At 70.8% G+C, this 25819-nt stretch carries 21 protein-coding genes and 1 tRNA gene; 11 read left to right on the top strand and 11 right to left on the bottom strand.

All coding sequences use genetic code 11. The features are described from left to right. Nucleotides 1-40: 40 nt before the first annotated feature. The gene (locus ACFVKT_RS27840) at nucleotides 41-934 is read right to left on the bottom strand and encodes a DMT family transporter (RefSeq protein ID WP_385736232.1); all 894 of its coding nucleotides are present in this window, start codon (nucleotides 932-934) and stop codon (nucleotides 41-43) included. A 316-nt stretch (nucleotides 935-1250) separates the two neighbouring features. On the opposite strand from ACFVKT_RS27840, the gene ACFVKT_RS27835 reads away from it, so the two are divergent. The 3 genes from ACFVKT_RS27835 (at nucleotide 1251) to ACFVKT_RS27825 (ending at nucleotide 4446) form a co-directional block, all read left to right on the top strand. Further along, on the top strand, nucleotides 1251-2906 hold the full coding sequence (locus tag ACFVKT_RS27835) for an FAD-binding dehydrogenase (protein ID WP_385736229.1): 1656 nt from the start codon (nucleotides 1251-1253) through the stop codon (nucleotides 2904-2906). A 108-nt stretch (nucleotides 2907-3014) separates the two neighbouring features. Continuing rightward, nucleotides 3015-3836 (top strand): molybdopterin-dependent oxidoreductase, encoded by an 822-nt coding sequence (locus tag ACFVKT_RS27830; RefSeq protein ID WP_385736226.1) that lies wholly within the window; start codon nucleotides 3015-3017, stop codon nucleotides 3834-3836. Continuing rightward, nucleotides 3820-4446 carry a cytochrome b/b6 domain-containing protein gene (locus ACFVKT_RS27825; RefSeq protein WP_385736223.1) on the top strand — a complete coding sequence of 209 codons (627 nt, stop codon included), beginning with the start codon at nucleotides 3820-3822 and terminating at the stop codon, nucleotides 4444-4446. Before ACFVKT_RS27830 ends, ACFVKT_RS27825 begins: the two co-directional genes overlap by 17 nt. Before the next feature lie 210 nt (nucleotides 4447-4656). Here the strand turns inward: ACFVKT_RS27825 and ACFVKT_RS27820 are convergent, their stop codons facing one another. Both ACFVKT_RS27820 and ACFVKT_RS27815 read right to left on the bottom strand, forming a co-directional pair. Next, complete coding sequence (locus tag ACFVKT_RS27820) at nucleotides 4657-6054, bottom strand: gluconate:H+ symporter (protein WP_385736220.1); 1398 nt, start codon at nucleotides 6052-6054, stop codon at nucleotides 4657-4659. Between the two features lie 47 nt (nucleotides 6055-6101). Then, nucleotides 6102-6629 (bottom strand): gluconokinase, encoded by a 528-nt coding sequence (locus tag ACFVKT_RS27815; protein ID WP_385736217.1) that lies wholly within the window; start codon nucleotides 6627-6629, stop codon nucleotides 6102-6104. 148 nt (nucleotides 6630-6777) lie between these two features. Here ACFVKT_RS27815 and ACFVKT_RS27810 point away from each other — a divergent pair, with 148 nt between their 5' ends. Continuing rightward, nucleotides 6778-7479 (top strand): FadR/GntR family transcriptional regulator, encoded by a 702-nt coding sequence (locus tag ACFVKT_RS27810; RefSeq protein WP_385736214.1) that lies wholly within the window; start codon nucleotides 6778-6780, stop codon nucleotides 7477-7479. A gap of 3 nt (nucleotides 7480-7482) precedes the next feature. Here the strand turns inward: ACFVKT_RS27810 and ACFVKT_RS27805 are convergent, their stop codons facing one another. The 3 genes from ACFVKT_RS27805 to ACFVKT_RS27795 all read right to left on the bottom strand — a co-directional run bounded on the left by ACFVKT_RS27805 (nucleotide 7483) and on the right by ACFVKT_RS27795 (nucleotide 13282). Continuing rightward, entirely contained in the window at nucleotides 7483-7875 is a 393-nt protein-coding gene (locus tag ACFVKT_RS27805) for a YchJ family protein (RefSeq protein ID WP_385736211.1), read from the bottom strand. 20 nt (nucleotides 7876-7895) lie between these two features. Beyond that, nucleotides 7896-9275 (bottom strand): M1 family metallopeptidase, encoded by a 1380-nt coding sequence (locus ACFVKT_RS27800; protein WP_385736208.1) that lies wholly within the window; start codon nucleotides 9273-9275, stop codon nucleotides 7896-7898. A gap of 77 nt (nucleotides 9276-9352) precedes the next feature. Next, nucleotides 9353-13282 (bottom strand): Pls/PosA family non-ribosomal peptide synthetase, encoded by a 3930-nt coding sequence (locus ACFVKT_RS27795; RefSeq protein WP_385736205.1) that lies wholly within the window; start codon nucleotides 13280-13282, stop codon nucleotides 9353-9355. A 576-nt stretch (nucleotides 13283-13858) separates the two neighbouring features. Between ACFVKT_RS27795 and ACFVKT_RS27790 the strand changes: the two genes are divergently transcribed. Further along, nucleotides 13859-15064, top strand: a complete 1206-nt coding sequence (locus ACFVKT_RS27790; protein ID WP_385736202.1) for a N(5)-(carboxyethyl)ornithine synthase — start codon at nucleotides 13859-13861, stop codon at nucleotides 15062-15064. An 84-nt stretch (nucleotides 15065-15148) separates the two neighbouring features. Here ACFVKT_RS27790 and ACFVKT_RS27785 read toward each other — a convergent pair. Then, nucleotides 15149-15233: transfer RNA gene (locus tag ACFVKT_RS27785), tRNA-Leu, on the bottom strand. Nucleotides 15234-15420: 187 nt separating this feature from the next. Here ACFVKT_RS27785 and ACFVKT_RS27780 point away from each other — a divergent pair. From ACFVKT_RS27780 to ACFVKT_RS27770, 3 genes are all read left to right on the top strand, one after another. Beyond that, nucleotides 15421-16746 (top strand): M20/M25/M40 family metallo-hydrolase, encoded by a 1326-nt coding sequence (locus ACFVKT_RS27780; protein ID WP_385736199.1) that lies wholly within the window; start codon nucleotides 15421-15423, stop codon nucleotides 16744-16746. 177 nt (nucleotides 16747-16923) lie between these two features. Then, the gene (gene chpH / locus ACFVKT_RS27775) at nucleotides 16924-17157 is read left to right on the top strand and encodes a chaplin ChpH (protein WP_189699468.1); all 234 of its coding nucleotides are present in this window, start codon (nucleotides 16924-16926) and stop codon (nucleotides 17155-17157) included. 198 nt (nucleotides 17158-17355) lie between these two features. Next, nucleotides 17356-18159, top strand: coding sequence for a chaplin (locus ACFVKT_RS27770; RefSeq protein WP_385736196.1), 804 nt, complete (start codon nucleotides 17356-17358; stop codon nucleotides 18157-18159). Between the two features lie 99 nt (nucleotides 18160-18258). Here ACFVKT_RS27770 and ACFVKT_RS27765 read toward each other — a convergent pair whose 3' ends face one another. Further along, the gene (locus ACFVKT_RS27765; protein WP_005485166.1) at nucleotides 18259-18447 is read right to left on the bottom strand and encodes a DUF5703 family protein; all 189 of its coding nucleotides are present in this window, start codon (nucleotides 18445-18447) and stop codon (nucleotides 18259-18261) included. Between the two features lie 47 nt (nucleotides 18448-18494). Here ACFVKT_RS27765 and ACFVKT_RS27760 point away from each other — a divergent pair, with 47 nt between their 5' ends. Beyond that, nucleotides 18495-19184, top strand: coding sequence for a hypothetical protein (locus ACFVKT_RS27760; RefSeq protein WP_385736191.1), 690 nt, complete (start codon nucleotides 18495-18497; stop codon nucleotides 19182-19184). 117 nt (nucleotides 19185-19301) lie between these two features. Here the strand turns inward: ACFVKT_RS27760 and ACFVKT_RS27755 are convergent, their stop codons facing one another. Continuing rightward, nucleotides 19302-21518: a helix-hairpin-helix domain-containing protein gene (locus ACFVKT_RS27755; protein ID WP_385736188.1), complete on the bottom strand. Its 2217-nt coding sequence runs from the start codon at nucleotides 21516-21518 to the stop codon at nucleotides 19302-19304. Further along, nucleotides 21515-22498: an aldo/keto reductase gene (locus tag ACFVKT_RS27750; protein ID WP_385736185.1), complete on the bottom strand. Its 984-nt coding sequence runs from the start codon at nucleotides 22496-22498 to the stop codon at nucleotides 21515-21517. Before ACFVKT_RS27750 ends, ACFVKT_RS27755 begins: the two co-directional genes overlap by 4 nt. 152 nt (nucleotides 22499-22650) lie before the next feature. Here ACFVKT_RS27750 and ACFVKT_RS27745 point away from each other — a divergent pair, with 152 nt between their 5' ends. Together ACFVKT_RS27745 and ACFVKT_RS27740 are read left to right on the top strand one after the other, a co-directional pair. Continuing rightward, nucleotides 22651-23706 carry an LLM class F420-dependent oxidoreductase gene (locus tag ACFVKT_RS27745; protein ID WP_385736182.1) on the top strand — a complete coding sequence of 352 codons (1056 nt, stop codon included), beginning with the start codon at nucleotides 22651-22653 and terminating at the stop codon, nucleotides 23704-23706. A 225-nt stretch (nucleotides 23707-23931) separates the two neighbouring features. Next, nucleotides 23932-24720: a ferritin-like domain-containing protein gene (locus ACFVKT_RS27740; protein ID WP_385736179.1), complete on the top strand. Its 789-nt coding sequence runs from the start codon at nucleotides 23932-23934 to the stop codon at nucleotides 24718-24720. 91 nt (nucleotides 24721-24811) lie between these two features. Here ACFVKT_RS27740 and corA read toward each other — a convergent pair whose 3' ends face one another. Next, the gene (gene corA, locus ACFVKT_RS27735) at nucleotides 24812-25810 is read right to left on the bottom strand and encodes a magnesium/cobalt transporter CorA (RefSeq protein ID WP_385736176.1); all 999 of its coding nucleotides are present in this window, start codon (nucleotides 25808-25810) and stop codon (nucleotides 24812-24814) included. Nucleotides 25811-25819 lie beyond the last annotated feature (9 nt).

The raw sequence follows: 25819 nt of genomic DNA, 5'->3' as shown, positions 1-25819 counted from the left end.
GGGCAACACCGCCAGCCCGGCCCGAGCTTGTCCGTCGCTGTCAGCGCGCCTGAAGATCCAGCGTCGGCTTCGCCTTGGACGTCCCGCGCGGCATCGCCGGATGCAGCCCGAGCAGCACGATCCCCGCCACGACGGCCGCGAGCCCCGCCGCCTCCCAGGCGAGTGCCCCGGCGTCCGTGCGCAGTTGGTCCCCCAGGAACCCGACCCCGCAGACGATGCCGGCCAGCGGCTGGGCCGCGGTCAGGGCCGGCAGTGACATCCGCAGCGGCGCGGTCTCGAAGGCGCTCTGCACCAGGACGAGGCCCGTCACGCCGAGGACGAGAACCCCGTACGGCTGCCAGCCGGTGATCAGTTCGGACCAGCCGCCCTCGCCGAAGCGCTCCCCGCTGATCCGGGTGAGCGCGTCCTGGACGCCGTACAGCAGGCCCGCGGCCAGGGAGAGCAGCACGGGCGTGGAGGTGCGCAGGGTCCGCTTCGCGTAGGTGGTGAGGAGGAGCGCGAGACCCGCCATGATCCCGATGATCAGCCAGTGCCGTACGGGATCGCTGACGGCGTTTCCGCCCTCCGGCTGCCCGGCCACGATGAACGCGCTGACCCCGCCCGCGAGCAGCAGGAGCCCGGCCCAGCCCTGCCGGCCCAGCGGCTGCTTGGTCTGATGGCGGGAGAGGGCGAGCGCGAAGAGCAGGTTCGTCGCGAGGAGGGGCTCCACCAGGGAGATCTCGCCCTTGCCCAGGGCGACCGCGCCGAGGATCATGCCGCACGCCATGAGCCCGATGCCGCCCAGCCACCGGGGCACCCGGATGAGGTCGAGCAGCAGGCGGGGGGAGAGGAAGTCGCTCAGGGGGGCGTGCGAGGCGGCGTTCTGCTGGAGCACGAACCCGAAGCCCAGACAACAGGCCGCGCTCACAGAGAGGATCAGAACGAGAACCGACACGCTGTGTACCTCGATACATCGGGAGTCAGTGCGGGCCACGGGTGCGTATCGCGCCGACTTCAGTGCCACGGGCCGGGGCCTGCCCCGACAGTACCCGGATCCGGGCGGTTGACTCGGTCACTCTTCTTGCCGAAGGATCTGACCCGTCAGTAACAACGAGTGGTCGAGCACCATCGGCGACCACCGCCTTCCGTACTACCAATGTCTCATCAACCAGCGACGAAGCCGATCGGTTCGTGACGAACTTCATGACAGCCTCATGGGGAGCTCATGCCGCCACCGATCCGGCCCGTCGGAATGCCGAGAGGACGGGCCCATGGCCTACGACGCAGATGTGATCGTGATCGGAGCGGGCCTCGCGGGCCTCGCCGCGACCGCGGAGCTCGTCGACGCAGGCCGCAAGGTGATCCTCCTCGACCAGGAGCCCGAACAGTCGATAGGCGGCCAGGCGCACTGGTCCTTCGGCGGGCTCTTCTTCGTGAACTCGCCCGAGCAGCGCCGTCTGCGGATCAAGGACAGCCACGCGCTGGCCCTCCAGGACTGGATGGGAACGGCCGGTTTCGACCGTACGGAGGACCACTGGCCGCGTCAGTGGGCCGAGGCGTACGTCGACTTCGCGGCCGGCGAGAAGCGTTCCTGGCTGCACGGGCAGGGTGTCCGTTTCTTCCCGGTGGTCGGCTGGGCCGAGCGCGGCGGCTATGACGCCAACGGGCACGGGAACTCGGTGCCCCGCTTCCACATCACCTGGGGGACAGGACCCGGCGTGGTCGCGCCCTTCGAGCGGCGCGTACGGGCAGGCGTCGCCCGCGGTCTCGTCCAGCTGAAGTTCCGCCACCGGGTCACCGGTCTGTCCCGCAGCGCGGGCGCCGTCGACACCGTCACCGGCGAGATCCTGGAACCGTCCGGCATCGAGCGCGGCCAGGCGAGCAGCCGCACGGTGAGCGGCGCCTTCGAGCTCAAGGCCCAGGCGGTGATCGTCACCTCCGGTGGCATCGGCGGCAACCACGACCTCGTACGCGCGCAGTGGCCGGAGCGGCTGGGCAGGCCGCCGGAGCGGATGGTCGCCGGCGTGCCCGCGCACGTGGACGGCAAGATGCTCGCCATCGCCGAGGAGACCGGTGCCCACCTCATCAACCGCGACCGTATGTGGCACTACACCGAGGGCATCCAGAACTGGAACCCGATCTGGGAGAACCACGGCATCCGCATCCTGCCCGGCCCCTCCTCGCTCTGGCTCGACGCCCGCGGCAAACGGCTGCCGGTCCCGCTCTTCCCCGGCTTCGACACCCTCGGCACCCTCGAACACATCATGAGGACCGGGTACGACTACACCTGGTTCGTGCTCGACCAGAAGATCATCGGCAAGGAGTTCGCGCTCTCGGGGTCGGAACAGAATCCCGACCTCACCGGCAAGTCCATCAAGGACGTCATCGGACGGGCCCGCGCTGATGTGCCCGGTCCGGTAAAGGCGTTCATGGACCACGGCGTGGACTTCGTCGTCGAGAAGGACCTGGGCGCGCTGGTACGCGGCATGAACGCGCTGACCAAGGAGCCCCTGATCGACGAGGCCGCGCTGCGCCACGAGATCGTCGCGCGCGACCGGGAGATCGCGAACCCCTTCACCAAGGACCTCCAGGTGATGTCGATCCGCGGTGCCCGCAACTACCTCGGCGACAAGCTGATCCGTACGGCGACCCCGCACCGCATCCTCGACCCCAAGGCCGGCCCGCTGATCGCCGTCCGCCTCAACATCCTCACCCGCAAGAGCCTCGGCGGACTGGAGACCGACCTCTCCTCGCGCGTGCTCACCGAGGGCGGGGCCCCGCTGGAGGGCGTGTACGCGGCGGGTGAGGCCGCCGGGTTCGGCGGCGGCGGAGTCCACGGCTACCGCTCCCTCGAAGGCACGTTCCTCGGCGGCTGCCTGTTCTCCGGGCGTACGGCGGGCCGGGCGGCGGCCAAGGCGGTCAACTGACCTGGAGCCGGTTCACTTCCTCAACAGTGCGTAATAAGTGGTTACGGAATTCTGACGGGCACCCGCTTCCCCTGGCCCTTTGGGGGTCGCGGGTGCTCGAATCGATAGGTGAACTCTGAACATCCCGAAGCGCGGGAGCCGGAAGGACCGCGGGCGCGGGAACCGGAACATCCTGAGGCGCGGGAGCCGGAACGACCGCGGGCGCGGGAACCGGAACGCCCCGAAGAGCGCGGCGTGCCGGTGGGCCGCCGGCTGTTCCTCGGCACGCTCGGACTCGGCGCTGTGGGCGTGCTCGCCGCACCCACACTCCAGCGCGGCCTCGAATCCTTCCTCGCCGGCGCGTCCGCCAAGGACCCCACCGGCCTGACGGGTCTCCTCCCCAACGGCGGCGGCTTCCGCTACTACTCGGTGGCGTCGTCCGTCCCGAACAAGGACGCCACCGACTACCGCCTCACCGTCGACGGCCTGGTCGACCACCCGACCTCGTACACCCTCGCCGAACTGAAGGCGCTGCCCCAGACCCGGCTCGTGCACGACGTCCAGTGCGTCACCGGCTGGCGGGTGCCGGGCACTCCCTTCGAAGGGGTCCGCCTCTCCGCCCTCCTGGACGCCGCCGGAGTGCGCTCCACGGCCGGCGCGATCCGCTTCAGCTGCTTCGACGGCATGTACACGGAGAGCCTCACCCTGGAACAGGCCCGGCGCCCCGACGTCCTGGTCGCCCACCGCATGCAGGACAAGGCCCTCGGCCACAGCCACGGCGGCCCGGTCCGCCTCTACGTCGCCCCCATGTACTTCTACAAGTCCGCCAAGTGGCTCTCCGGCATCACGGTCACCGAGGACGTCCGTCCCGGGTACTGGGAGGAACGGGGCTACGACGTGGACGCCTGGGTCGGCCGCTCGAACGGACGCGACGATGAACCTACGAGTTGACGACACCCCTGCCCTGGCCTCCCGCGTACGGCGCTTCAGCCGCGCGGAGCGCTGGGTGCACCGGGTGACGGCCCTGCTCATGGGCGTGTGCGTGGCGACGGCGGCGTGCCTGTACGTGCCTCAGCTCGCCGAGCTGGTCGGCCGCCGCGAGCTGATCGTCCGTATCCACGAGTGGGCGGGTCTGCTGCTCCCGGTGCCGGTCCTGGCGGGCCTGGCCTCCCGCGCCTTCCGGGCGGACCTGGGCCGCCTCAACCGGTGGGGCCCGCACGACCGTACGTGGCTCCGCGCGGTTCTACGCCGTGACGCGCGCCCCTCCTCCCGTCCCGCCGCCAAGTTCAACGCCGGCCAGAAGACCTACGCCGCCTGGATCGCCGGCGCGACCCTCGTCATGCTCGGCACGGGGCTGCTGATGTGGTTCACCCACCTCACCCCGCTGATGTGGCGCACCAGCGCGACCTTCGTCCATGACTGGCTCGCCCTCACGATCGGCATCGTCCTGGCCGGCCACATCGGCATGGCCCTCGGCGACCCCGAAGCCCGCCGCGGCCTCCGCACGGGCTCCGTAAGCCGCGAGTGGGCGGAGCGGGAACACCGCCTCTGGCGGCCCTAGCGGCGGGGGCGGCGCGGATGCTTTTTCGCCCCCGCCGCCCCTGCCCATTCCCGTCAGTTGGGGGCTCCGCCCCCAAGCCCCCGCTCCTACGACGAGCCGAACGACCGCCGTATGCCGCGCTGAACGACCGCCCTAGGCCGCGCCCTGTGCCGTGCCCCCCTCTATGCCCCGCCCTATGTCGCGCCGTACGCCGACGCCCCGTACGACCCGCTAGATGACCAGCGACAGCAGCAGGACCAGCCCGCCCGCGACCACCGAGATGATCGTCTCCATGACCGACCACGTCTTGATGGTCTGCCCGACGTTCAGCCCGAAGTACTCCTTGACCAGCCAGAATCCCGCGTCGTTGACATGGCTGAAGAAGAGCGAGCCTGCGCCGATCGCCAGCACCAGGAGGGAGACGTGAGCGGTGGACATGTCTGCCGCGAGGGGCGCGACGAGACCGGCCGCCGAGATGGTGGCGACCGTCGCCGAACCGGTCGCGAGCCGGATCGCCACCGCGATCAGCCAGGCAAGGAGCAGCGCGGGGATCGACCAGTCCTTGGAGATGTCCAGGATCATCTGGCCGACGCCGGAGTCGATCAGCGTCTGCTTGAAGCCGCCGCCCGCGCCGACGATCAGCAGGATGCCCGCGATCGGGGCGAGCGACTTCTCGACGGTCGTCGACAGCCGGTCCTTGGTGAAGCCGGCCGCGCGGCCCAGCGTGAACATGCCGACGATCACGGCCGCGAGCAGTGCGATCAGCGGCGAGCCGATGACGTCGAAGACCCGCTGCACCATGTGGGTGGGGTCGTCCACGACGATGTCCACCAGAGCCTTGGCCAGCATCAGCACGACCGGGAGCAGCATGGTGGCGATGGTGGCGCCGAAGCCGGGCCGTTTCTCCAGGTCCTCGGAGGCGCGGGCCGGGATCATCCGGTCGGGGGCCGGGACGTCCACCCAGCGGGCGGCGTACTTCGAGAAGACCGGGCCCGCGATGATCACCGTGGGGATGGCGACCAGGAGGCCGAGCGCCAGGGTGAGGCCGAGATTGGCGCCCACCGCGTCGATCGCGACCAGCGGGCCGGGGTGCGGCGGGATCAGTCCGTGCATCACGGACAGGCCCGCGAGAGCCGGGATCCCGATGCGCATCAGGGAGTAGTTGCCGCGCTTGGCGACCATCAGCACGACCGGGATCAGCAGCACGATGCCGACCTCGAAGAACAGCGGCAGGCCGATCACCGAGGCGATCAGGACCATCGCCCACGGCATGGCGCGCCCGCCCGCCTTGGCGAGGATCGTGTCGACGATCTGGTCGGCGCCGCCCGAGTCGGCGAGCAGCTTGCCGAGGATGGCGCCCAGGGCGATCAGGACGCCCACGCCGGCGACGGTGGTGCCGAGTCCGGTCGTGAAGCTGACGATGGCCTTGTCGAGCGGTGCCCCGGCGAACGCGCCGAGCGCGAGCGAGCCGATGGTCAGGGCCAGGAAGGCGTGCAGCTTGAACTGGGTGATGAGCAGGACGATGACGGCGATTCCCGCCAGCACGGCGATGCCCAGCTGAGCATGGCCGGCCGAGGTGATCGGCTCGACGGCGTCCGCTGCCAGCGACTCGACGCTGAGTCTGGTCACGGTGGTTCCCTTACGTGAGAAAGCAGAAAAGGCAGAAAAAAGAGGGGTCAGAGGGAGGGCTGAGGCAGTTCGCGGAGCGCGGTCACGGCCCGTTCCGTGATCTCCCCGGGGCCGCCCGAGACGTCCACGGCGACGCCGACCTCGTCCGCCTGGAGCGGCTGGAGGGTGGCGAACTGGGAGTCGAGGAGCGCCGCCGGCATGAAGTGGCCCTGGCGCTGCGACATCCGGTCCTCGATGAGCGCGCGGTCTCCGGTGAGGTGCACGAACACGACCCCGGGGGCGGCCGCCCGCAGCCGGTCCCGGTAGGCGCGCTTCAGCGCCGAGCTGCTGACCACCCCGCCGAGTCCCGCCCGCTCGTGCGCCCAGCGCCCGATGGCGTCGAGCCACGGCCACCGGTCCTCGTCCGCCAGCGGGGTCCCGGCCGTCATCTTGGCGACGTTGGCCGGGGGGTGGAAGTCGTCGCCCTCGGCGTACGGAACGCCGAGCCGGGCCGCAAGCAGGGGACCGATGGTGGTCTTCCCGGTGCCTGCCACGCCCATGACCACGACGACATGGGGGGTACGCGTCAGCTCCATCGTGCTCTCGCTGTCCTCATCGTCTTGGTGGATACCTGAGACATCTGATGCCGACGACACTGAAACCCATTAGGTACGACAAATTCAAGAGTGTGTGACGTATAAGTCTGACTTTTTGTTCCGAGTGTCGGACTCGTACGCTGGCCCCATGAGCACACGGGGCCGGGGCCTGCACGAACACGTACTGGGGACCCTCGGGCCGGCGATCACCGCGGGCGAGTACCCGCCCGGGAGCGTTCTGCGCACGGACGAGCTCGCGCAGCGCTTCGAGGTCTCGCGCTCCGTGATGCGCGAGGCGGTGCGCGTCCTGGAGTCCATGCACCTGGTCGAGTCCCGCCGCCGGGTCGGCGTGACGGTCCTGCCCAAGGTCGAGTGGAACGTGTACGACCCTCAGGTCATCCGCTGGCGGCTGGCCGGCGCCGACCGCCCCCACCAGCTGCGTTCGCTCACCGTCCTGCGCTCCGCCGTCGAACCGATCGCCGCGGGCCTCGCCGCCAGGCACGCCACCGCCGCGCAGTGCGCCGAACTCACCGAGTGCGCCCTGGGCATGGTCGCCAACTCACGCGGCCACCGGCTGGAGGGCTATCTCGTCCACGACGTCGCCTTCCACCGGGTGATCCTCAACGCCTCGGGCAACGAGATGTTCGCCCGGCTCGGCGACGTCGTCGCCGAGGTCCTGGCGGGCCGTACCCATCACGAGGTCATGTTCGAGGACCCCGATCCCGCGGCCGTCACCCTGCACGTCCGGGTCGCCGAGGCCGTCCGAGAGGGCGACGCCGCCCGCGCCGAGGCGCTCACCCGCGAGATCACGGTCGGCGCGCTCCAGGAGCTGGACGTACTGGCGCCGTAGCGGCTACTCGACGAAGTCGCCGTCCACGTACACCCACGCGCCCTCGACCCGCTCGAAGCGGCTGCGCTCATGCAGCGAGCCGCCCCGGTAGGAGGCCCGGAAGGTCACCGTCCCCGCCGAGTGGAACGCGGACCCGTCACTGGTCTCCAGGATCTCCAGACCGGTCCACCGCATCCCGGGACCGAAGTCGACGGACGAGGGCCGGGTGCGCGGGTGCCAGGTCCGCAGCAGGTACTTCTCGTCCTGCCGTACGAAGGCGGCGTACCGCGACCGCATCAGCGCCTCGGCGCTCGGCGCGGCCGCGGCCCCGGAGTGATAGCGCCCGCAGCACCGCTCGTACTCCTGGGGCAGCCCGCACGGGCAGGCGCGACCGGTCGTGGCTGTCGTGGCTCTCATGGCTGCGGAACTCATCGCGTCTACGCCGAGTCGGCGTTGGTCGGCGGATACGTGGGGCGCGCCGGAAGCCGGGTCGCAGGTGAGGGCAGCGGAGGGAGCGCTGTCTTGTACAGCCACTTCGCGAACAGGTCGTCCAGGGGTTCGGCCGCGAAGCGGGTCACATGCGCGGTGAAGACCGCCGTCGTGACGGCGCCGCCCCGGTACTGGGTGGCCCAGCCGCGCAGCATCCGGAAGAAGGACTCGTCGCCCATCGCGCAGCGCAGCGCGTGCAGGACGAGCCCGCCGCGCTCGTAGAGCCGGTCGTCGAACATCAGCTTGCGCCCCGGATCGGCCAGACACAGATCCTGCGGCAGCGAGGACAGCTTCCGGTGCGCGGCGGCGGCGAGTTGATGCGCTCCGCGCCCTCCGGAACGTTCCGACCACAGCCACTCCGCGTACTTCGCGAACCCCTCGTTCAGCCAGATGTGCCGCCAGTCCGCGATGGACACGCTGTTGCCGAACCACTGGTGCGCCAGCTCGTGCGCGACCAGCCGCTCCGAACCCCGCGCCCCGTCCACGTGGTTGGCGCCGAACAGCGACAACCCCTGTGCCTCGACGGGGACATCGAGCTCCTCCTCCGTCACCACCACCGCGTACTCGCCGAACGGATACGGCCCGAAGAGGGTCTCGAACAGCTCCATCATCGCGGGCTGCCGCGCGAAGTCCCGGGAGAACTCGGAGAGCAGGTCCGCGGGCAGATGACCGGTCTGCGGCACGCCGCCGAGGCCGGGGTCGCCGAGCAGCACCGTCTGGTACTTCCCGATCGACATACCGACCAGATAGCTCGACGTCGGCGCCGACTGCTCATAGACCCAGGTCGTCGTCGAGGCCCTCGTCGTACGGGTCAGCAGCCGGCCGCCGGCCACCACGGAGTACGAGGACGGCGTGGTGACCGAGATCTGGTACGCGGCCTTGTCGGCCGGGCGGTCGTTGCACGGGTACCAGGAGGGTGAGCCGATGGGCTGGCTCGCCACCAGCGCCCCGTCCTCCAGCTCCTCCCAACCGATGCCGCCCCAGGGGCTGTTCACCGGCTTGGGATTGCCGGCCCAGTGCACCTCGACGGTGAAGGCGGCGCCGGCCCGGATCGGCTTCGGGGGACGGACGCGCAGCCTGCCGCCGCGATGCGTGTAGTGCGTCGCCTTGCCGTCGACCCGGACCCGGCCGATCCGGAAGTCGGCGAGGTTGAGCTGGAATTCGGTGAGCGGGGACCGGCCCGCTATGGCGTTGAGCCGCGCGGTGCCGGAGAGCCGGTTCGGGCCGGGGCGGTAGTCCAGCGCGAGTTCGTACCGGTGCACCCGGTAGCGGGGATCACCGTTGGCCGGGAAGTACGGGTCCGATCCCACTGTCTGCTGAACGCTCACTGCTGCGTCTGCTCCCTGCCCTGTGCTCGTACGACATGCCGGTACACCGCCCTTCGTATCCGATCCGGCCATCTCTTCTATGAACGCCATGACTCAATCGGGTTGCCCAGCCAGCGGGTGTCGTCGGGTACGGACTCCGCCGCCATCACCAGCGACGCGGGACCCAGTGTGGAACGGGCCCCGACAGTGCTGCCGGGCAGGACGATTCCGCCGGGGCCCAGGGTGGCGCCCTCACGGAGGACAACAGTATCCGTCCGCAAGATCCGGTCGTGGAAGAGGTGAGTCTGCAGGACGCAGCCCCGATTAACGGTGGAGGCGTCGCCGAGCGTCACCAGGTCCGTCTCGGGCAGCCAGTAGCTCTCCACCCAGGAGCCCTTGCCGATCCGGGCACCGAGCCCGCGCAGCCACGCCGTCATCAGCGGCGTACCCGGCACGGAACCGGCCAGCCACGGCACGGCCACCACCTCCACGAAGGTGTCCGCCAGCTCATTGCGCCACACGAAGCTGCTCCACAGCGGGTGCTCACCCGCCCGGTGCCGGCCCACCAGCACCCACTTCGCCACGACGGACAGCAGGCACGCGAGCACACCCACACCGAGCAGGACCAGTCCGGCGAGCGCCCAGGCCCAGGCACCCAGCGCGCTCAGCGCGGCCACGGTCAGCACGGCGAGGGCCGCCGAGCAGAAGACCGGCACGATCCGGCACAGCTCCACCAGACCGCGCGCCCACAGCAGATGCGCGGGCGGGTCGTACGTACGGCTCTGATCGCCGCCCTGAGTGGCACGCGGCAGCTTCATCGGCGGCAGCCCCAGATAGGAACTGCCCTTCTTCGCCTTCTTCGGCGTCGCCGACAGCACCCCGACCAGACCGCCGTCCGGCACGCTGCGGCCCGGCGCGGTCATCCCGGAGTTGCCGAGGAACGCCCGGCGCCCGATCTCGGCGCGCCCGATCTTCACCCAGCCACCACCGAGCTCGTACGGCGCGGTCAGCGTGTCGTCGGCGAGGAACGCGCCCTCACCGACAGTGGTGAGACTCGGCAGCGCCAGCACGGTCGACACCTCGGCGCCCCGCCCGATCTTCATGCCGAGCAGCCGCAGCCACACCGGCGTGATCAGTCCGGCGTACAGCGGGAACAGCGTGTCCCGCGAGCGGTCCATCAGCTGCGTGACCGTCCAGGCCTGCCAGCCGATCCGGCTGTGCGTCGGATACGTGCCCGCCCGCAGCCCGAGGCTGAGCAGCCGTACGGCGATCAGGAGCAGCAGCGCGTACGCGAGCCCGAAGGAGAGCGTCGCCGGCACCAGGGCCACCGCGGCACCGCGCAGCGCCTCGCCGAGCCCGGCGTCCGCGCTCACGAACTCATGGGCCACGAGGAGCGCGGCAAGTCCCGCGACCAGCGGCAGCGCGGAGAGCGCGAAGCCGGTCACGCCGTACATCACGCGCCAGTACGTGCCACGCGCGGGCCGCTCCTTGGGCCAGGCCCGCTTCGCCTTGCCGAGCTTGACGGCGGGCGCCCCGGCCCAGCGCTGCCCGGTCGTCACATGCCCGGCCACGGCGGAACCGGGGGCCACCTCGGCCCGCTTGCCCACCCGCGCACCGGGGAAGAGGAGGCTGCGCGTGCCGACCACGGCGTGCGCGCCCACCTTCACCGGACCGATCTCCAGCCGGTCACCGTCCAGCCAGTGCCCCGACAGGTCCACCTCGGACTCGATGGCGGCGCCCCGGCCCAGCTTGAGCATGCCGGTCACCGGGGGAAGCGAGTGCAGGTCCACGTCGGGGCCGATCTTGGCGCCCAGGGCACGCGCGTACCGCTCCAGCCAGGACCCGGTCAGCGAGGTCGCGCCACTGAACTCGACCAGCCGCTCGGCCGTCCACAGCCGCAGATGCACACTCCCGCCGCGCGGGTGACGCCCGGCCTTCACACCGCGCAGCAGCAGCCGCGCACCGCCCGCGGCGATCGCGAGCCGCCCCGGCGGGCTGAAGAGGACGAGGGCCCCGGCGCCGACGAGCCACCACGAGGCGGTCGGCGCCCACGGGTAGGGCCCGAACCAGTGCAGTACGTTCCCGAGGGCGGCCAGCGCCACCGTCCAGCGCAGGCCCATCAGGGTGAACAGCGGGATCAGCAGCAGGAGTTGGGTCGCCTTGGTGCGCAGCGGCACGGGCGCGATGACCCGCTCGGCGCCGTCGTCCTGCGCGGACTCCTCCAGGTGCCGGGCGAGCTTGCGCAGCGTGGGCTGCTGGTAGATGTCGAGGACGGCGGCGCTGGCGTAGCGGGTGCGCAGCCGCGTGGTGAGCTGGGCGGCGGCCAGGCTGCCGCCGCCGATCGCGAAGAAGTCGTCGGACGCGGTGGCGACAGGGATGCCGAGGACCTCGCTCCACTGCTCCGCGAGCCAGGCCTCGGTGCCGTAGAGCTGCTCCTTCGCGCCGCCGGTCTCCAGGTTCTCCAGGGGCCAGGGCAGCGCGTTGCGGTCGACCTTGCCGGACGTCCGGGTCGGCAGGTCGTCCACGGGGGCGAGCAACGGGACGAGGGCGGCGGGCAGTTCGGCGCGCAGCTTCTCGACGGCCGCGGCCTGGTCCCAGCCGTCCTGGGTGACGACATAGCCGACGAGCAGCTGGTTGCCGCTGCGCGCGGTCCGTACGGCGGCCGCGGCGCCCGCGACACCGGGCAGCGCCTGCAGAGCGGCGTCCACTTCACCGAGCTCGATCCGGCGCCCGCCGAGCTTGATCTGCTCGTCGGCCCGGCCGAGGAAGATCAGCCCCTCTGGCTCCGCCTTGACCAGGTCACCACTGCGATACGCCCGCTCCCAGCCGAGCGACTCCAGCGGCGCGTACTTCTCGGCGTCCTTCTCCGGGTCGAGGTAGCGGGCGAGCCCCGCTCCGCCGATGACGAGCTGCCCGCTGTCGCCCATGGCGACGGGCTCCCCGGCCTCGTCGACGACGGCCAGCTCCCAGCCGTTCAGCGGCAGCCCGATCCGGATCGGCTCGTCGCCGGTCATCAGGGAGGCGCAGGCCACGACGGTCGCCTCGGTGGGCCCGTAGGTGTTCCACACCTCGCGCCCCTCGGTGACGAGACGCTGGACCAGCTCGGGCGGGCAGGCCTCGCCGCCGAAGATCAGCAGCCGGACCTCGTTGAGCGCTTCCGGCTCCCAGAGCGAGGCCAGCGTCGGGACCGTCGAGACGACGGTGATCTCCTGCTCGACCAGCCAGGGCCCCAGGTCGGCGCCGCTGCGCACCTGGGAACGCGGCACGGGCACCAGGCAGGCTCCGTACCGCCAGGCCAGCCACATCTCCTCGCAGGAGGCGTCGAAGGCGACGGAGAGGCCCGCCATCACCCGGTCGCCGGGCCCGATCGGGTCCTCGGTGAGGAAAAGATCTGCCTCGGCGTCGACGAAGGCGGCGGCACTGCGGTGGCTGACGGCGACGCCCTTGGGCTTGCCGGTGGAGCCGGAGGTGAAGATGATCCAGGCGTCGTGCTCGGTGCCGGGCCGCGTGGCGGAGGCACTCGGGGGCGGGGCGGCGGGGGCGTCCAGGGTTCCGGGAGGAGTGGTGACCGTGTCCCGCGCCCCGGTGACGGTCAGTTCGTGCCCGGCCCCGACGACCGCCCGCACCTCCGCCTCCCCGAAGACCAGCTCGGCCCGATCGTCCGGGTCCTCGGCGTCCACCGGCACATAGGCGGCGCCGGCGGCCAGTACGGCGAGGATGGCGACGTACAGGTCGTTGGTACCGGAGGGAACCCGGACGCCGACCCGGTCGCCCCGCCCGACGCCCGCGTCCGCGAGGGCGCGCCGGAGGATTTCCACCTCGACGGCGAGCGCGCGGTAGGTGAGGGAGCGCACGCCGTCGTCCAGGGCGGGCTCGTCGGGGTACGCCCTGACAGAGGCGTCGAGAATGTCCACAAGGGTGCGCGGAGAGGCGGCGGAGGAGGCGGAGAAACGCGCCTGCTCACCGAACTCCGCGCGCACCTCCTCGTCGGACAGAGCGAGCGCAGGGCCTTGCTCTAGGGCTGCCATCGGGTCCTCACGTGGTGTTCCCGGAGCGTCCGGGGCGCTGGTGGGCCCGCAGGTACGCCTGGGGATATTCCGGTCCAGCTCCAAACAAGCGTGGAATTTTAGTACGACGCTAGTCGCGTTGTCGCACGTCAGCCACGTGAGGAGCCGTCCGGAGCGCCCCGGAACCGCTGATTCCGGGTTGCGGGCGGTGCTTTGACGTGGGGGTATGTCATCCTGACGAGATCTGCCCCACATCTTGCCGTAACAGGTCGTACGGCAAGGGAATGGGCGCGGCTCCGCTCGGAGTTGGGGACGTCCACTCCTCAGGCTTCCGCACGTCAACGGGGTTCGAGGGGCCTCGCGGGGGAGTACGGTTGAGGTACCGAGCGCATCCCGCACGCCGTCATCCGTCACAGCGTCGCCCTCGGGGAACGGCAAGGCCGGAGGATGTCACGCCCCGGCGGAAATGGGCCGCCCCATGACTGCTCGCTCGCACTGCCGTGCTGAGTTCCGCATCCCGTCCCGCGCCCCGAGTTAGCGGACTTCCTGGTTCCCAAGGTGCTCCGAACGACAACAACTCAATGACGAGGAACCCGCATGAGCCGCACGAGCCTGATGAGTCTGGGCGTACTCGCCTCGTCCCGCAAGGAGAACGAGTTCCGACTGCCGTTGCACCCGGGCCACCTCGGCCGGATCCCCCCGGACGTACGCGAGAACATCTTCCTTGAACAGGGCTACGGCGAGCGGTTCGGCGTCGGTGACGACGCCCTGCGACCGCTCGTCGCGGGCCTGCGCACCCGAGAACAGCTCATCGCCGAGTGCGATGTGGTGGTGCTGCCCAAGCCGACGCACGAAGACGTCGCCGAGCTGCGCCAGGGCCAGGTGCTGTGGGGCTGGCCGCACTGTGTGCAGGACGACACGATGACCCAGCTCGCCATCGACCGGCAGCTCACCCTCATCGCGTGGGAGGCCATGAACCACTGGACCTCCACGGGCGCCTTCAGCGTCCATGTGTTCCACAAGAACAACGAGCTCGCGGGCTACTGCTCGGTGCTGCATGCCCTGCAGCTCGGCGGGCTGACCGGCAGCTACGGTCGCCGCCTGCGCGCGGTGGTCATCAGCTTCGGCGCCACGGCGCGCGGAGCTGTGACGGGCCTGGGTGCCATGGGCGTCTCCGACGTCACGGTGCTCACCCAGCGCGCCGCGGCGGCGGTGGCCTCGCCGATGCCGTCGGTCGTGATGGGGCACTTCGCGGAGCAGGAGGACGATCCGTCGAAACTGCGGGCCATCACCGCGGCCGGACCCGTGCCGCTGGCCGAGTACCTGGCCGGGTTCGACATCATCGTCAACTGTGTCCTCCAGGACACCGACGCGCCGCTGATGTTCGTCACCGACGAGGAACTCGCCCTGTTCCGGCCGGGCACCTTCTTCATCGACGTCGCCTGCGACGACGCCATGGGCTTCGCATGGGCCCGCCCGACCACCTTCGTCGAGCCCATGCCCACGGTCGGACGGGGCTGCCACTACTACGGGGTGGATCACACCCCGTCCCACCTGTGGAACTCGGCCACCTGGGAGATCAGCGAGGCGCTCCTGCCGTACCTGCGCAAGGTCATGAGCGGCCCGGCGGCATGGGAGGCGGACACCACGGTCAGGAAGGCCATCGAGATCCGCGACGGAGTCGTCCGGAACCCGAAGATCCTCTCCTTCCAGCACCGGACGGCCGCCTACCCGCACGCCCGCGAGATCCCGGCCCCGGCTCCGGGGCCGGCTACAGCCCCGGCTCCCGCGCTTTCCAGCTGACGCCCGCGGGGAGTTGACGTACGACGACGAAACGCGAAGGGTGCCGACCAGAACTGGTCGGCACCCTTCGCGTGGAACAACTTGTGTCCGAGGGGGGACTTGAACCCCCACGCCCGATAAAGGGCACTAGCACCTCAAGCTAGCGCGTCTGCCATTCCGCCACCCGGACAAGGTGTCTGTCGCACGGGGTTGCCCCCGCGGCGACAGAGAAAACATTACCAGGCCTCCGAGGGTGTCCGATCACGTCCCGTTCCCGCGTGAACGGCGTGTGACGGGCCGGGTCCGGCCTTGGTCGCGGCCGGGGTGGGAGGGAGGATGGAGGGGGACCACCAGCAGTGACAGTGGGAGGAAGCAGCGTGAGCGAGTCGAACACGGCCAGGGGCGTCTCTGGCGAGGACGAGGTCGTGGACCTCTGTCGCGAGCTGATCCGGATCGACACCAGCAACTACGGGGACCACTCCGGGCCGGGTGAGCGCAAGGCCGCCGAGTACGTCGCCGAGAAGCTCGCCGAGGTGGGACTCGAACCGCAGATCTTCGAGTCGCACCAGGGGCGCGCCTCCACCGTCGCCCGGATCGAGGGCGAGGACCCGTCGCGACCCGCGCTGCTCATCCACGGCCACACCGATGTCGTACCGGCCAATGCCCAGGACTGGACCCACCACCCCTTCTCCGGCGAGATCGCGGACGGCTGTGTGTGGGGCCGGGGCGCCGTCGACATGAAGGACATGGACGCCATGACGCTGGCGGTCGTACGGGACCGGCTGCGCAGCGGGCGCAAGCCGCCCCGAGACATCGTCCTGGCCTTCCTCGCGGACGAGGAGGCGGGCGGTACCTGGGGTGCGCGGCACCTGGTCGACAAGCACCCGGACCTCTTCGAGGGCGTCACGGAGGCGATCGGCGAGGTCGGCGGGTTCTCCTTCACGGTCAACGAGAACCTGCGGCTGTATCTCATCGAGACCGCCCAGAAGGGCATGCACTGGATGAAGCTGACCGTGGACGGCACCGCCGGGCACGGTTCGATGATCCACCGCGACAACGCCATCACCGAGCTGTCCGAGGCCGTCGGGCGGCTCGGGCGGCACAAGTTCCCGGTGCGCGTGACCAAGACGCTGCGGCACTTCCTGGACGAACTCGGCGACGCGCTCGGCACCGAGCTCGACCCGGAGAACATGGACGCCACGCTCGCCAAGCTCGGCGGTATCGCCAAGCTCATCGGCGCCTCCCTGCAGAACACCGCCAATCCGACCCAGCTCGGCGCGGGTTACAAGGTCAACGTGATTCCGGGGCAGGCGACCGCGCACGTCGACGCGCGTTATCTGCCGGGCTACGAGGAGGAATTCCTCGCCGACCTCGACCGGATTCTCGGCCCGAAGGTGAAGCGCGAGGACGTGCACGCCGACAAGGCGCTGGAGACCACCTTCGACGGCGCTCTCGTCGACGCCATGCAGACCGCGCTGTCCGCCGAGGACCCGATCGCGCGGGCCGTCCCGTACATGCTGTCGGCCGGCACCGACGCCAAGTCCTTCGCCGACCTCGGCGTCCGCTGCTTCGGCTTCGCGCCCCTGAAGCTGCCGCCGGAGCTGGACTTCGCGGGCATGTTCCACGGCGTCGACGAGCGGGTGCCGGTCGATGCGCTGAAGTTCGGCGTCCGCGTACTTGACCGCTTCATCGACGCCTCCTGAACGGGCTCGATGATGTGGTGAATTGGCCCACTGAAACGAAACTTCACTATTCGCCAGCGTGTACGGAATTGACTGAGAAGGGTGAATGAGACGATAAGCTCGTAGCCCCATTACTTCCGCCTCGTTACAGGTGATGCGATCCGAAGCTGGGATCGCATTTGCCAACAAGGAGGAATAATGATCAAGAAGATCGTCGCCGCTGCGGCTGCCACCGGTGGTCTCGTTCTCGCCGGTGCGGGCCTGGCCGTCGCCGACTCGGGTGCCCAGGGTGCCGCTGTGGGCTCCCCCGGCGTCGTCTCCGGCAACGTCATCCAGGTGCCGGTTCACGTCCCGGTGAACGTCTGCGGCAACACGATCTCGGTGATCGGGCTGCTGAACCCCGCCTTCGGCAACACCTGCATCAACAAGTGACGTTGTGCATCGTCCCATGAGGACCTGTCCCCACCGGGGGCTGTGCTCGTGAGGAACTGACTCCATGAGGGTCTGAGTCCGTCGGCCCCGGAGCGCGCGCCATGCGCTCCGGGGCCGACCGGCTTTCCGCGCACGCGTCGGTCGGGTGCGTGCGCGTTCCGGATGGTCCAAGCCAAGGGCGAAGGCAGGGATATAGCAATGCGACAGGTCACCCGCAAGGGCCTGATGACCGTGGCGGCGGCGAGTGGCGTACTCGCCGTCACCGGCGGCCACGCACATGCCGACTCGGGTGCGAACGGCGCCAGTTCGGACTCGCCCGGCGTGCTGTCGGGCAACACGGTGCAGGCGCCGGTGCACGCGCCGGTCAACGCCTGCGGCAACACCGTGAGCGTCGTCGGGCTGCTCAACCCGGCGATGGGCAACAAGTGCGCCAACCAGGGCGGTGGCCGCGGTTCGTCCGGGGGCGGCTACGGGGACGACGGCTCGCACTCCGGCGGTGGCTCGGGGGCCGGCGGGCACGCGAGTGACTCACCGGGGGTCGGCTCGGGCAACCACGTACAGGTTCCGATCGAGGTTCCGGTCAACGTCTGCGGCAACAGCGTGAACGTGATCGGCATCGGCAACGCCGTGACGGGCAACGAGTGCGGGAACGGAACAGGCGGCGGTCAGTCCACCACCCCGCCCGGCGGCGGACCCGAGGCGCCGACCCCGGGCAAGCCGTGGCAGCCGGGGCACCCGGGCGAACCCGGCACTCCGGGTACCCCGGGCACTCCCGGGCACCCGGGCTCCCCGGCGAAGCCGGCCGACTGGAGCGACCAGAACCTGGGCGGCTCCGCGGCACACGCGGACCACGTGGGCGCGCGGTCCGTCACCCAGCCCCAGGGGTTCGGGCAGCTCGCCCGGACCGGCGGTGACCTGCCGCTGGGCGTGATCGTCCCGGCGGGCGTCGGCGCACTGCTCGGTGGCGCCGTGCTCTACCGCAGGGCGCGCTCGGCGGCGTAACGGCACAGGTGTGAACACAACGCCATGAACCTCGCCGTGATGAGCGGTACGGAGCGGGCTCCGCGTGGGCGGGGCCCGCTCCGTTTCAGCCTCTTTCGCTCACCATGTCGCGCGCACCTGACGGATGATCCGCCGACGCAGCCGCACTCTGCGGCTGCCGTCGCGCAGCAGGCTCAGACGGTCCAACTCCCAGTGTCCGTACTCCGCGTGGTCTGTCAGCAGGCGTGTGGCGTCCTTGCGGGAAACCCCGCGCGGTACGTACACGTCGACAAATTCGTATTCCGGCATCGCATCTATTGTGCGGGCAGAGGCCCTGTACGGATAGCGTCTGCACTATGTCTGATGCTGTGCAGCCCACCGCTGCCGAGGTACGCGCCGCCGCCGAGGCGATCAAGACCGCGCTCGACCGTCACCTGGCCGCGGTCGAGCGCAGGACGGGCGATGACGATCCGGCCGTCTACGAGGCGTTCAACGAGCTGGCTTCCGCGGCCGAGGAGTACGACGAGCTCCTCTACGAACGCTATGACGAGGTCACCCCCTTCGAGATCCCCGGTTCCGAGGACACACTGCCGCCCTACACGGGCCCGGAGGAGCCGAACGCGCTGAGCGTCCTGATCCGCCGGGACTACGCAGTGGTGGAGCCACAGCGTCTGCTGGCGCAGGCCCAGCGGGTGGAGGCCGTGGAGGAGGACGGGCCCAGTGTCAGCGCGGCCTTCGACGCGGCGGCCGGCACGGTGCACGGGGCGCTCGGCGTCCTGTTCGGCGAGTTCGAGCCGGACGAGATCGCCTCCCGGCACAAGGAGTTCGGTCTGGAGGAGGGCGACTCCACACTCTGGGTGACAGCCGCGGACGAGGCCGCCGAACCCGGTGAATGGCTCGAGGCACCCTTCGAGTCGATCGACCCGCAGCGCGTCGTCTGCCGTTTCGACGTCAGCGCCGTCTTCGACGACGACTCGGACGACGAGGACCTCGAGGACGACCTCGGCGCCGACGGGGATCTGGAGCCGCTGGACGCGGATCGCTGAGCCTGCCTGTCGTACTAGGTGGCGGTCACCGGGGTCCGGTGACCGCCACCTTTGTGTGTGCGGGGCTGGCCTGCTGTCGGCACCGCCACCTCTGTGCGTCCGGTGCGTGTGCGGGGCTCAGCCCGCCGTCGGCACCGGAACCGGCACCTGCGCCGTGAGCAGGGCGGTCAGGCGGGTCGTGCGCGGCTTCTGCGGGACCTCCGCCACCGCGTGCGCCAGCGCCTGGTCCACTCCGTGGACCACGGACAGGTGCCGCTCCGCGCGGCCGAAGGCCGTGTAGATCCACGGCCTGGTCAGGGACTGTGCCGCATCACCGGGGAGCACCACGACCGCGGCGGCCAGGCGCAGGCCCACCGCCTGGTGTGCCGTGAGCGCCCAGCCGAGCCGCACGGACTGCTCCACCCGCTCCTTGGGTACGACCACGGGTGCGCCCGCGCACTCCAGGTGCAGCCCCTCCGCGTCGGCCTTCACCACGTGCCCCGGCACCGTACGGCCCGGCGCGGGGGAGTACGCGATCCGGTCGCCCGGGTCGAAGCCGCCGAAGCGGCCGGGGCCGGGGTTGAGCCGCTCCTTGAGCGCGCTGTTCAGCGCGCGGGTGCCGGCCGCTCCACCGTGCCCCGGAGTGATCACCTGCGTCTGCTCGGCCGGGATGCCGATCGCGCGGGGCACCGAGTCGGCGACCAGCTGCACCGTGCGGTGCACCGCCTCACCGGCGTCCCGCACCGGGACGATCACGACCTCCTTGCCGGGCGCCTCGACCTGGTTCAGCTCGCCGATCCCGATGCCGGACACCAGCTCGCCGATGGGCCCGGGGTCCGGTGTCCGCGAGGCCACCTGCGGGCAGACGCGGGCCGCGAGAAGGTCCGCGAAGACCCGCCCGGGGCCCGCCGACCACAGCACCCCGGGGTCCCCGCTCAGCACCAGCCGTGCCCCGTCCGGGAGCGACTCGGCCAGCATGGCCGCCGTCTCGATGTCGAGTTGCGGCGCGTCCAGGACGACGAGCAGGTCGAGGCTGAACGTGCCCTCCGCGTCCCTGCCAGGTCCTTCGGCACCGGCGAGCAGACCGGCGACGGTGACGACTGCCGGGTCCTGGGCCTCGGGGTGCGCGTCGCCCTGTGGCTCCGCTCCCGAGAGCAGCGCGGCGAACCGGCGGCGGCCGTCCGGTGTGTGTGCGGCGGCGTACGCCCGCAGGCCGAGACCCCGCGCCGCGGCGACCAGGGCCGCCGGCTCCGCGCGGGAGGCCTCGCCGCCGGTGTGCAGGACGACGCCGTGACCGGCGACCGCGCCGATCAGCTCGGCGGTGGAACCGGACGCCGAACCGGCGGCGGAGGCCCAGTCGGTCGCGTCCTCCTTCGGCAGTGCGTTGACCACGCGGGCGAGGCCGTCGGCGAGGCTCTCCTCGGCCAGCGCGTACCGCTCCACGCCGACCAGGACGCGGACCGGGCGCTCCGCGGTCTCCTCGTCCTCCTCCGCCACGGCCGCGGCGGTGTCGAGCGCGTCCTGGAAGACCAGCGCCTCGCCCTCCGCCAGGGTGCTCTGCACGGCCGCGTCCGGGTCCGGCACCGAGCGCTGGGTGAGCGCGGCGGTGAGCGCCGCGGCGTCGAGGACGGTGTGTCCGGCAAGGGCCGCCTGCTCCAGGAGCCAGACGGTGAGCGCCCGGCCCCGCCGCTCGTCGTCCGGGCCGCACTCCGCGCCGAGCAGCGCCCGGGCGAATCCGTCGGCCTGCTCGGGCCGCACCCCGGGGACCCGCAACAACTGCCAGGGATCCTCGCGCAGTTGCTCGTCCGCACCCTCGCCCAGGGCGGTCACGACCTGCGCTGCGAGCGCGTCCGGCGCGCCGCCCTCGGTGAGGACCGCGCGTACGGTCTCGACGGCCTCCGGCGCGAGGGCCGAGGACGCGACGACCGTGGCCGTGGCGGTCGGAGTCGCCCGCACGGGCTCCGGTGCGGCTGCTCGGGGTGTCGGCGACGGCTCGCGGAACGCCCTGGCCACGGGCTTCTCCCCGCTCTCCACGGCCCGTACGGCGGCCAGCAGATCGGCGGCCGTACCGCTGAGCTTGCGACCGGCCTCGACGGGACCCTGCTTCTCGGCCTTCCGCCGTGCGATCCGCTCGCGCTCCAGACGCTGGGCGGCCAACTCGGCAGCGGCCTCGGACAGCTGCTTGGCGGCGGCTTCCGCACCCTCGGCGGTCGCGGCCGAACCCTCGTCCGTGCCGGCGCCCTCGTCCAAGCCCGTGCCGGCGCCCGCGTCCCCGCCCGTGTCGTCGCCCTGAGGGGCGTCCGCACCAGGCGCCCCCGGCTCCGCGTCCTCCGTGGTCTCGGGCTCCGTGCTCACAGCGTGCTCCAGTCGTGATCGGGATAGTGGTGCACCGGTGCCGACACGTCGTCGAGCGCCCGGCAGATCTCGTCAGGAAGACTAAGGGTCTCCACTGACAACGCGGCCGTGAGCTGCTGCGCGTTGCGCGCGCCGATGATCGGGGCGGCGACGCCCGGCCGGTCCCGTACCCAGGCGAGAGCAACCTGGAGCGGGGTCACCGCGAGTCCGTCCGCCGCGGTCGTCACGGCGTCCACGATGCTGCTCGCCGCCTCGTCCAGGTACGGCGCGACGAAGGGCGCGAGGTGTTCGGAGCCGCCCCGGGAGTCGGCAGGCGTCCCGTTGCGGTACTTGCCCGTGAGCACGCCTCGCCCGAGCGGTGAGGAGGGGAGCAGGCCGACGCCCAGGTCGAGGGCGGCCGGCAGCACCTCCCGCTCGACGCCGCGCTGGAGCAGGGAGTACTCCATCTGCGTACTGGCCAGCCGGGTCCGCACCCCGGGCGCCGCGAGCTGCCAGGTCGCCGCCTTGGCGAGCTGCCAGCCGCAGAAGTTGGACACGCCCGCGTACCGCGCGCGCCCGCTGCTGACGGCCAGGTCGAGCGCCTGGAGGGTCTCGTCCAGTGGTGTGCCGGGGTCGAAGGCGTGGACGTGCCACAGGTCCACGTAGTCGGTGCCGAGGCGGGCGAGTGAGGCGTCGAGGGCCGACAGCAGATGCCCGCGCGAGCCGTCGAAGCGGCGGTCCGGGTCGGGTACGCTCCCTGCCTTCGTCGAGATGACCAGGTCCCGGCGCGGCACGAGCCCTTCTATGAGCTGTCCGAGCAGATACTCGGCCTCCCCGTCCCCGTACACGTCCGCGGTGTCGACGAGGGTCCCGCCCGCCTCCCAGAACGCCTTCAACAGGTGCGCGGCGTCATGCTCGTCGGTGTCCCGGCCCCATGTCAGGGTGCCGAGTCCGATCCGGGACACACGCAGGCCTGTACGGCCGAGATGCCTCTGCTCCATGGACGCCGAGATTACTGGCCATGGCTCCCCGCGTGGGGGCCCTGTGGACAACCACAATCAGGTGAGGTCGATCCCGTCCCTGCCACGGCGCCCACCAGCGCGCTAATGTCTCGGACACAAGGGACGTTACTGATCGGTAAGGGGAATCGGCCATGCAGCTCGGGATCAACCTCGGCTACTGGGGCGCCGGAATGGACGCGGACAATCTCGCCGTCGCCCAGGAGGCCGACCGGCTCGGATACGCGGTCTGCTGGGCCGCCGAGGCCTACGGCTCGGACGCGGCCACCGTGCTCAGCTGGGTCGCCGCCAAGACCGAGCGCATCGACGTCGGCTCGGCCATCTTCCAGATCCCGGCCCGCCAGCCCACGATGACCGCGATGACGGCCGCCACCCTGGACTCGCTCTCGGGCGGCCGCTTCCGCCTCGGCCTCGGTGTCTCAGGACCGCAGGTCTCCGAGGGCTGGTACGGCGTCAAGTTCGACAAGCCGCTGGCCCGCACCCGGGAGTACGTCGAGATCGTACGGAAGGCCATGACGCGCGAGCGGCTCTCGTACGAGGGCACGCACTGGACGCTGCCCCTGCCGGGCGGCCCCGGCAAGCCGCTCAAGCTGACCGTGCACCCGGAGCGCGAGCACATCCCGCTCTACATCGCCGCGATCGGCCCCAAGAACCTGGAGCAGACCGGCGAGATCGCCGACGGCGCGCTGCTGATCTTCCCCTCGGCCGAGCACCTTGAGGACACCGCGCTCAAGCACCTGCGCGCGGGCCGGGAGAAGGCGGGCAAGACGATGGAGGGCTTCGACGTCTGTCCGACGCTGCCGCTCGCGCTCGGCGACGACAAGGACGTGACCGCGCTCGCCGACATGTTCCGCCCGTACACCGCGCTGTACGTCGGCGGCATGGGCAGCCCCAAGCAGAACTTCTACAACCAGCTCGCCCAGCGCATGGGGTACGAGAAGGAAGCCGCCGAGATCCAGGGCAAGTACCTGTCCGGCGACAAGACGGGCGCGGCCGCCGCCATTCCGCACACCCTGATCGACCAGACCACGCTGCTCGGCTCCGTAGACCGCATCGCCGACCGGATGAATGAGTACGCCGCGGCCGGGGTCACCACGCTCTCACTGGCCCCCGCGGGCTTCTCTCTGGAGGACCGGCTCGCCTCGCTCCGGGCCGGTACCGACGCCCTGGAGCGCGCCGGTCTGGCGTAACGCGGCGAAAGCCCCTGAATTGGTTTCTGCGGCCGTGGTGGGGGCTCGGGGGTCTCCCCGCCACGGCCGTCACCGGGAACAACGCGCCAGGGCCCCCTCTGGTTACGCCCCCGAGCGTCCCTCTCCGTCCTTCGTTTGGCGGAGTTGTCCGACATATCGGTTGCCGCGCTCCTGCCAACCCATTTGACTCGGTTTCTGCGGAAACCCTGTATGGAGGTGGCAGTGATGCTTTCGGCCAAGAGTCTGTTCCAGGAGATCCTCGACAACGACGAGTCGTTCCGGCTCTTCTGCTCCATCGCCGCCAGCGGGGAGTCGCAGGGTGGCTGGGAGAACGCGCGGATCGCCGTGCTCGTCCCGCAGAGCGAACGGGAACTCGCCCCCAAGATCACCCGGCACGGCGCCGACGAGGACAAGCACGGGCGGATCTTCAACGCCCTCATGAAGAAGCGCGGCCTGACGCCCGTCGAGGTCCCGTCCGACACCGACTACACCATGCTCCTGGAGCGGCACGGGATCGGCCTCGCGCACGACAAGCTCAAGAGCGACGAGCCACTGAGCGTGCAGGACATCGTCACGTATCTCGCCCACAGCAGGGTCACCGAACAGCGCGCCTCCGAGGAGATGGAGCTGCTGCGCAAGCACTTCGGTGACCACCCCGACCTCGGCCGCGCGGTGAGGATGATCTCGAACGACGAGGACAACCACCTCGCCTACTGCCACGAGGAACTGCTGCGCTTCGCGAGCGCCGGACACGGGCGCGCCATCCAGCGGACGCTGCGCGAGTGCGCGCACGCCGAGATCCGCGTCTACCGGGACGTCAGCCTCGCCGTGATGGCCCACATGGGCCGCATTCTCGGCTGGTCCAGGGCCAGGGCCGCGACGCTCGCCGCGGTCATCCACGCCGTCTACGCCTACGAGCGGGCCCTGGGCTGGCGCCGGATGGTCTCTCTCCGCATGCCCGAGCGGCGCGACGCGCTGGGCGGGCCCGCTGCCGCGGCTCCCGAGTTCGCGTAGCCCACCGCCACGCGCGCGTGGAGCCCGGTTTTCACCAATCCCGTCCCTGAGGGGCCCGGGTCTCCGGCAGTCCCGTACCTGAAGGGCCCGACTACAGCCACCCCCGCCGCTTGAAGAGCCGGTACAGGACGATCTCCAGGACCACCATCAGCAGGATCACCGCCGGATACGACCAGAGCCAGTGCAGCTCGGGCATGTGGTCGAAGTTCATGCCGTAGATGCCCGCGATCATCGTGGGCACCGCGGCCATGGCGGCGAAGGCGGAGATCTTCCGCATGTCGTCGTTCTGGCGCACGCTCATCTGCGCCAGATGGGCGGAGAGGATGTCCGAGACCAGCCGGTCCAGGCTCTCCACGGACTCGTTCACGCGCATCAGATGGTCGTTGACGTCACGGAAGAAGGGCTGTGCCTTCTCGTGCACGAAGGGCACGGCCGTCCCGTAGGGGCCCGTGCCCGCGAGCCTGGTCAGCGGGACCGACAGCGGGACCGTGGCCCTGCGGAACTCCAGGATCTGCCGCTTGAAGGTGTAGATCCGCGAGGCGGTCGTCCGTGAGCCGCCGACGTTCGGCGAGAAGACCTCCGCCTCCAGCTCCTCCAGGTCGGTCCCCAGCTCGGTCGCCACCTCCAGATAGTGATCGACGGTGGCGTCGGCGATCGAATAGAGCACCGTCGTGGGCCCGAGCCGGAGCCGTTCGGGGTCGGCCTCCAGGTGGTGCCGTACCGCCGCGAGGGGCGATTCCTCGCCGTGCCGGACGGTCACCACGAAGCAGTCGCCGATGAAGACCATGACCTCGCCGGTGGTGACGGTGTCGCTGTCCGGCTCGTAGACGACCGGCTTGAGGACCATGAACAGCGAATCGTCGTACACCTCCAGCTTGGGCCGCTGGTGCGCCTTGAGGGCGTCCTCGACCGCCAGCGGGTGCAGCCCGAACTCCTCGGTGACGAGGTCGAACTCCCGCTCCGTCGGATCGTGCAGCCCGATCCAGAGGAACGCGTTACCCGCCGCACGGGCCTCGGCCAGCGCGTCGGAGAGGTCGTCGGGCCCCTCCGTGCGGTGCCCGTCGCGGTAGATGGCGCTGTCGACGATCACGGAGCGTAT

Source organism: Streptomyces sp. NPDC127595 (assembly GCF_042671685.1).
Taxonomy (GTDB): domain Bacteria; phylum Actinomycetota; class Actinomycetes; order Streptomycetales; family Streptomycetaceae; genus Streptomyces.
This window is presented reverse-complemented; position numbering and strand designations above follow the sequence as displayed.

Coding starts and splice junctions, on each gene's coding strand:
- ACFVKT_RS27825 (WP_385736223.1), top strand. CDS start 3,820: ATGAACCTACGAGTTGACGACACCCCTGCCCTGGCCTCCCGCGTACGG.
- ACFVKT_RS27765 (WP_005485166.1), bottom strand. CDS start 18,447: ATGCCGGAATACGAATTTGTCGACGTGTACGTACCGCGCGGGGTTTCC.
- ACFVKT_RS27770 (WP_385736196.1), top strand. CDS start 17,356: ATGCGACAGGTCACCCGCAAGGGCCTGATGACCGTGGCGGCGGCGAGT.
- ACFVKT_RS27790 (WP_385736202.1), top strand. CDS start 13,859: ATGAGCCGCACGAGCCTGATGAGTCTGGGCGTACTCGCCTCGTCCCGC.
- ACFVKT_RS27750 (WP_385736185.1), bottom strand. CDS start 22,498: ATGGAGCAGAGGCATCTCGGCCGTACAGGCCTGCGTGTGTCCCGGATC.
- ACFVKT_RS27795 (WP_385736205.1), bottom strand. CDS start 13,282: ATGGCAGCCCTAGAGCAAGGCCCTGCGCTCGCTCTGTCCGACGAGGAG.
- chpH (WP_189699468.1), top strand. CDS start 16,924: ATGATCAAGAAGATCGTCGCCGCTGCGGCTGCCACCGGTGGTCTCGTT.
- ACFVKT_RS27835 (WP_385736229.1), top strand. CDS start 1,251: ATGGCCTACGACGCAGATGTGATCGTGATCGGAGCGGGCCTCGCGGGC.
- ACFVKT_RS27740 (WP_385736179.1), top strand. CDS start 23,932: ATGCTTTCGGCCAAGAGTCTGTTCCAGGAGATCCTCGACAACGACGAG.
- ACFVKT_RS27760 (WP_385736191.1), top strand. CDS start 18,495: ATGTCTGATGCTGTGCAGCCCACCGCTGCCGAGGTACGCGCCGCCGCC.
- ACFVKT_RS27745 (WP_385736182.1), top strand. CDS start 22,651: ATGCAGCTCGGGATCAACCTCGGCTACTGGGGCGCCGGAATGGACGCG.
- ACFVKT_RS27810 (WP_385736214.1), top strand. CDS start 6,778: ATGAGCACACGGGGCCGGGGCCTGCACGAACACGTACTGGGGACCCTC.
- ACFVKT_RS27815 (WP_385736217.1), bottom strand. CDS start 6,629: ATGGAGCTGACGCGTACCCCCCATGTCGTCGTGGTCATGGGCGTGGCA.
- ACFVKT_RS27805 (WP_385736211.1), bottom strand. CDS start 7,875: ATGAGAGCCACGACAGCCACGACCGGTCGCGCCTGCCCGTGCGGGCTG.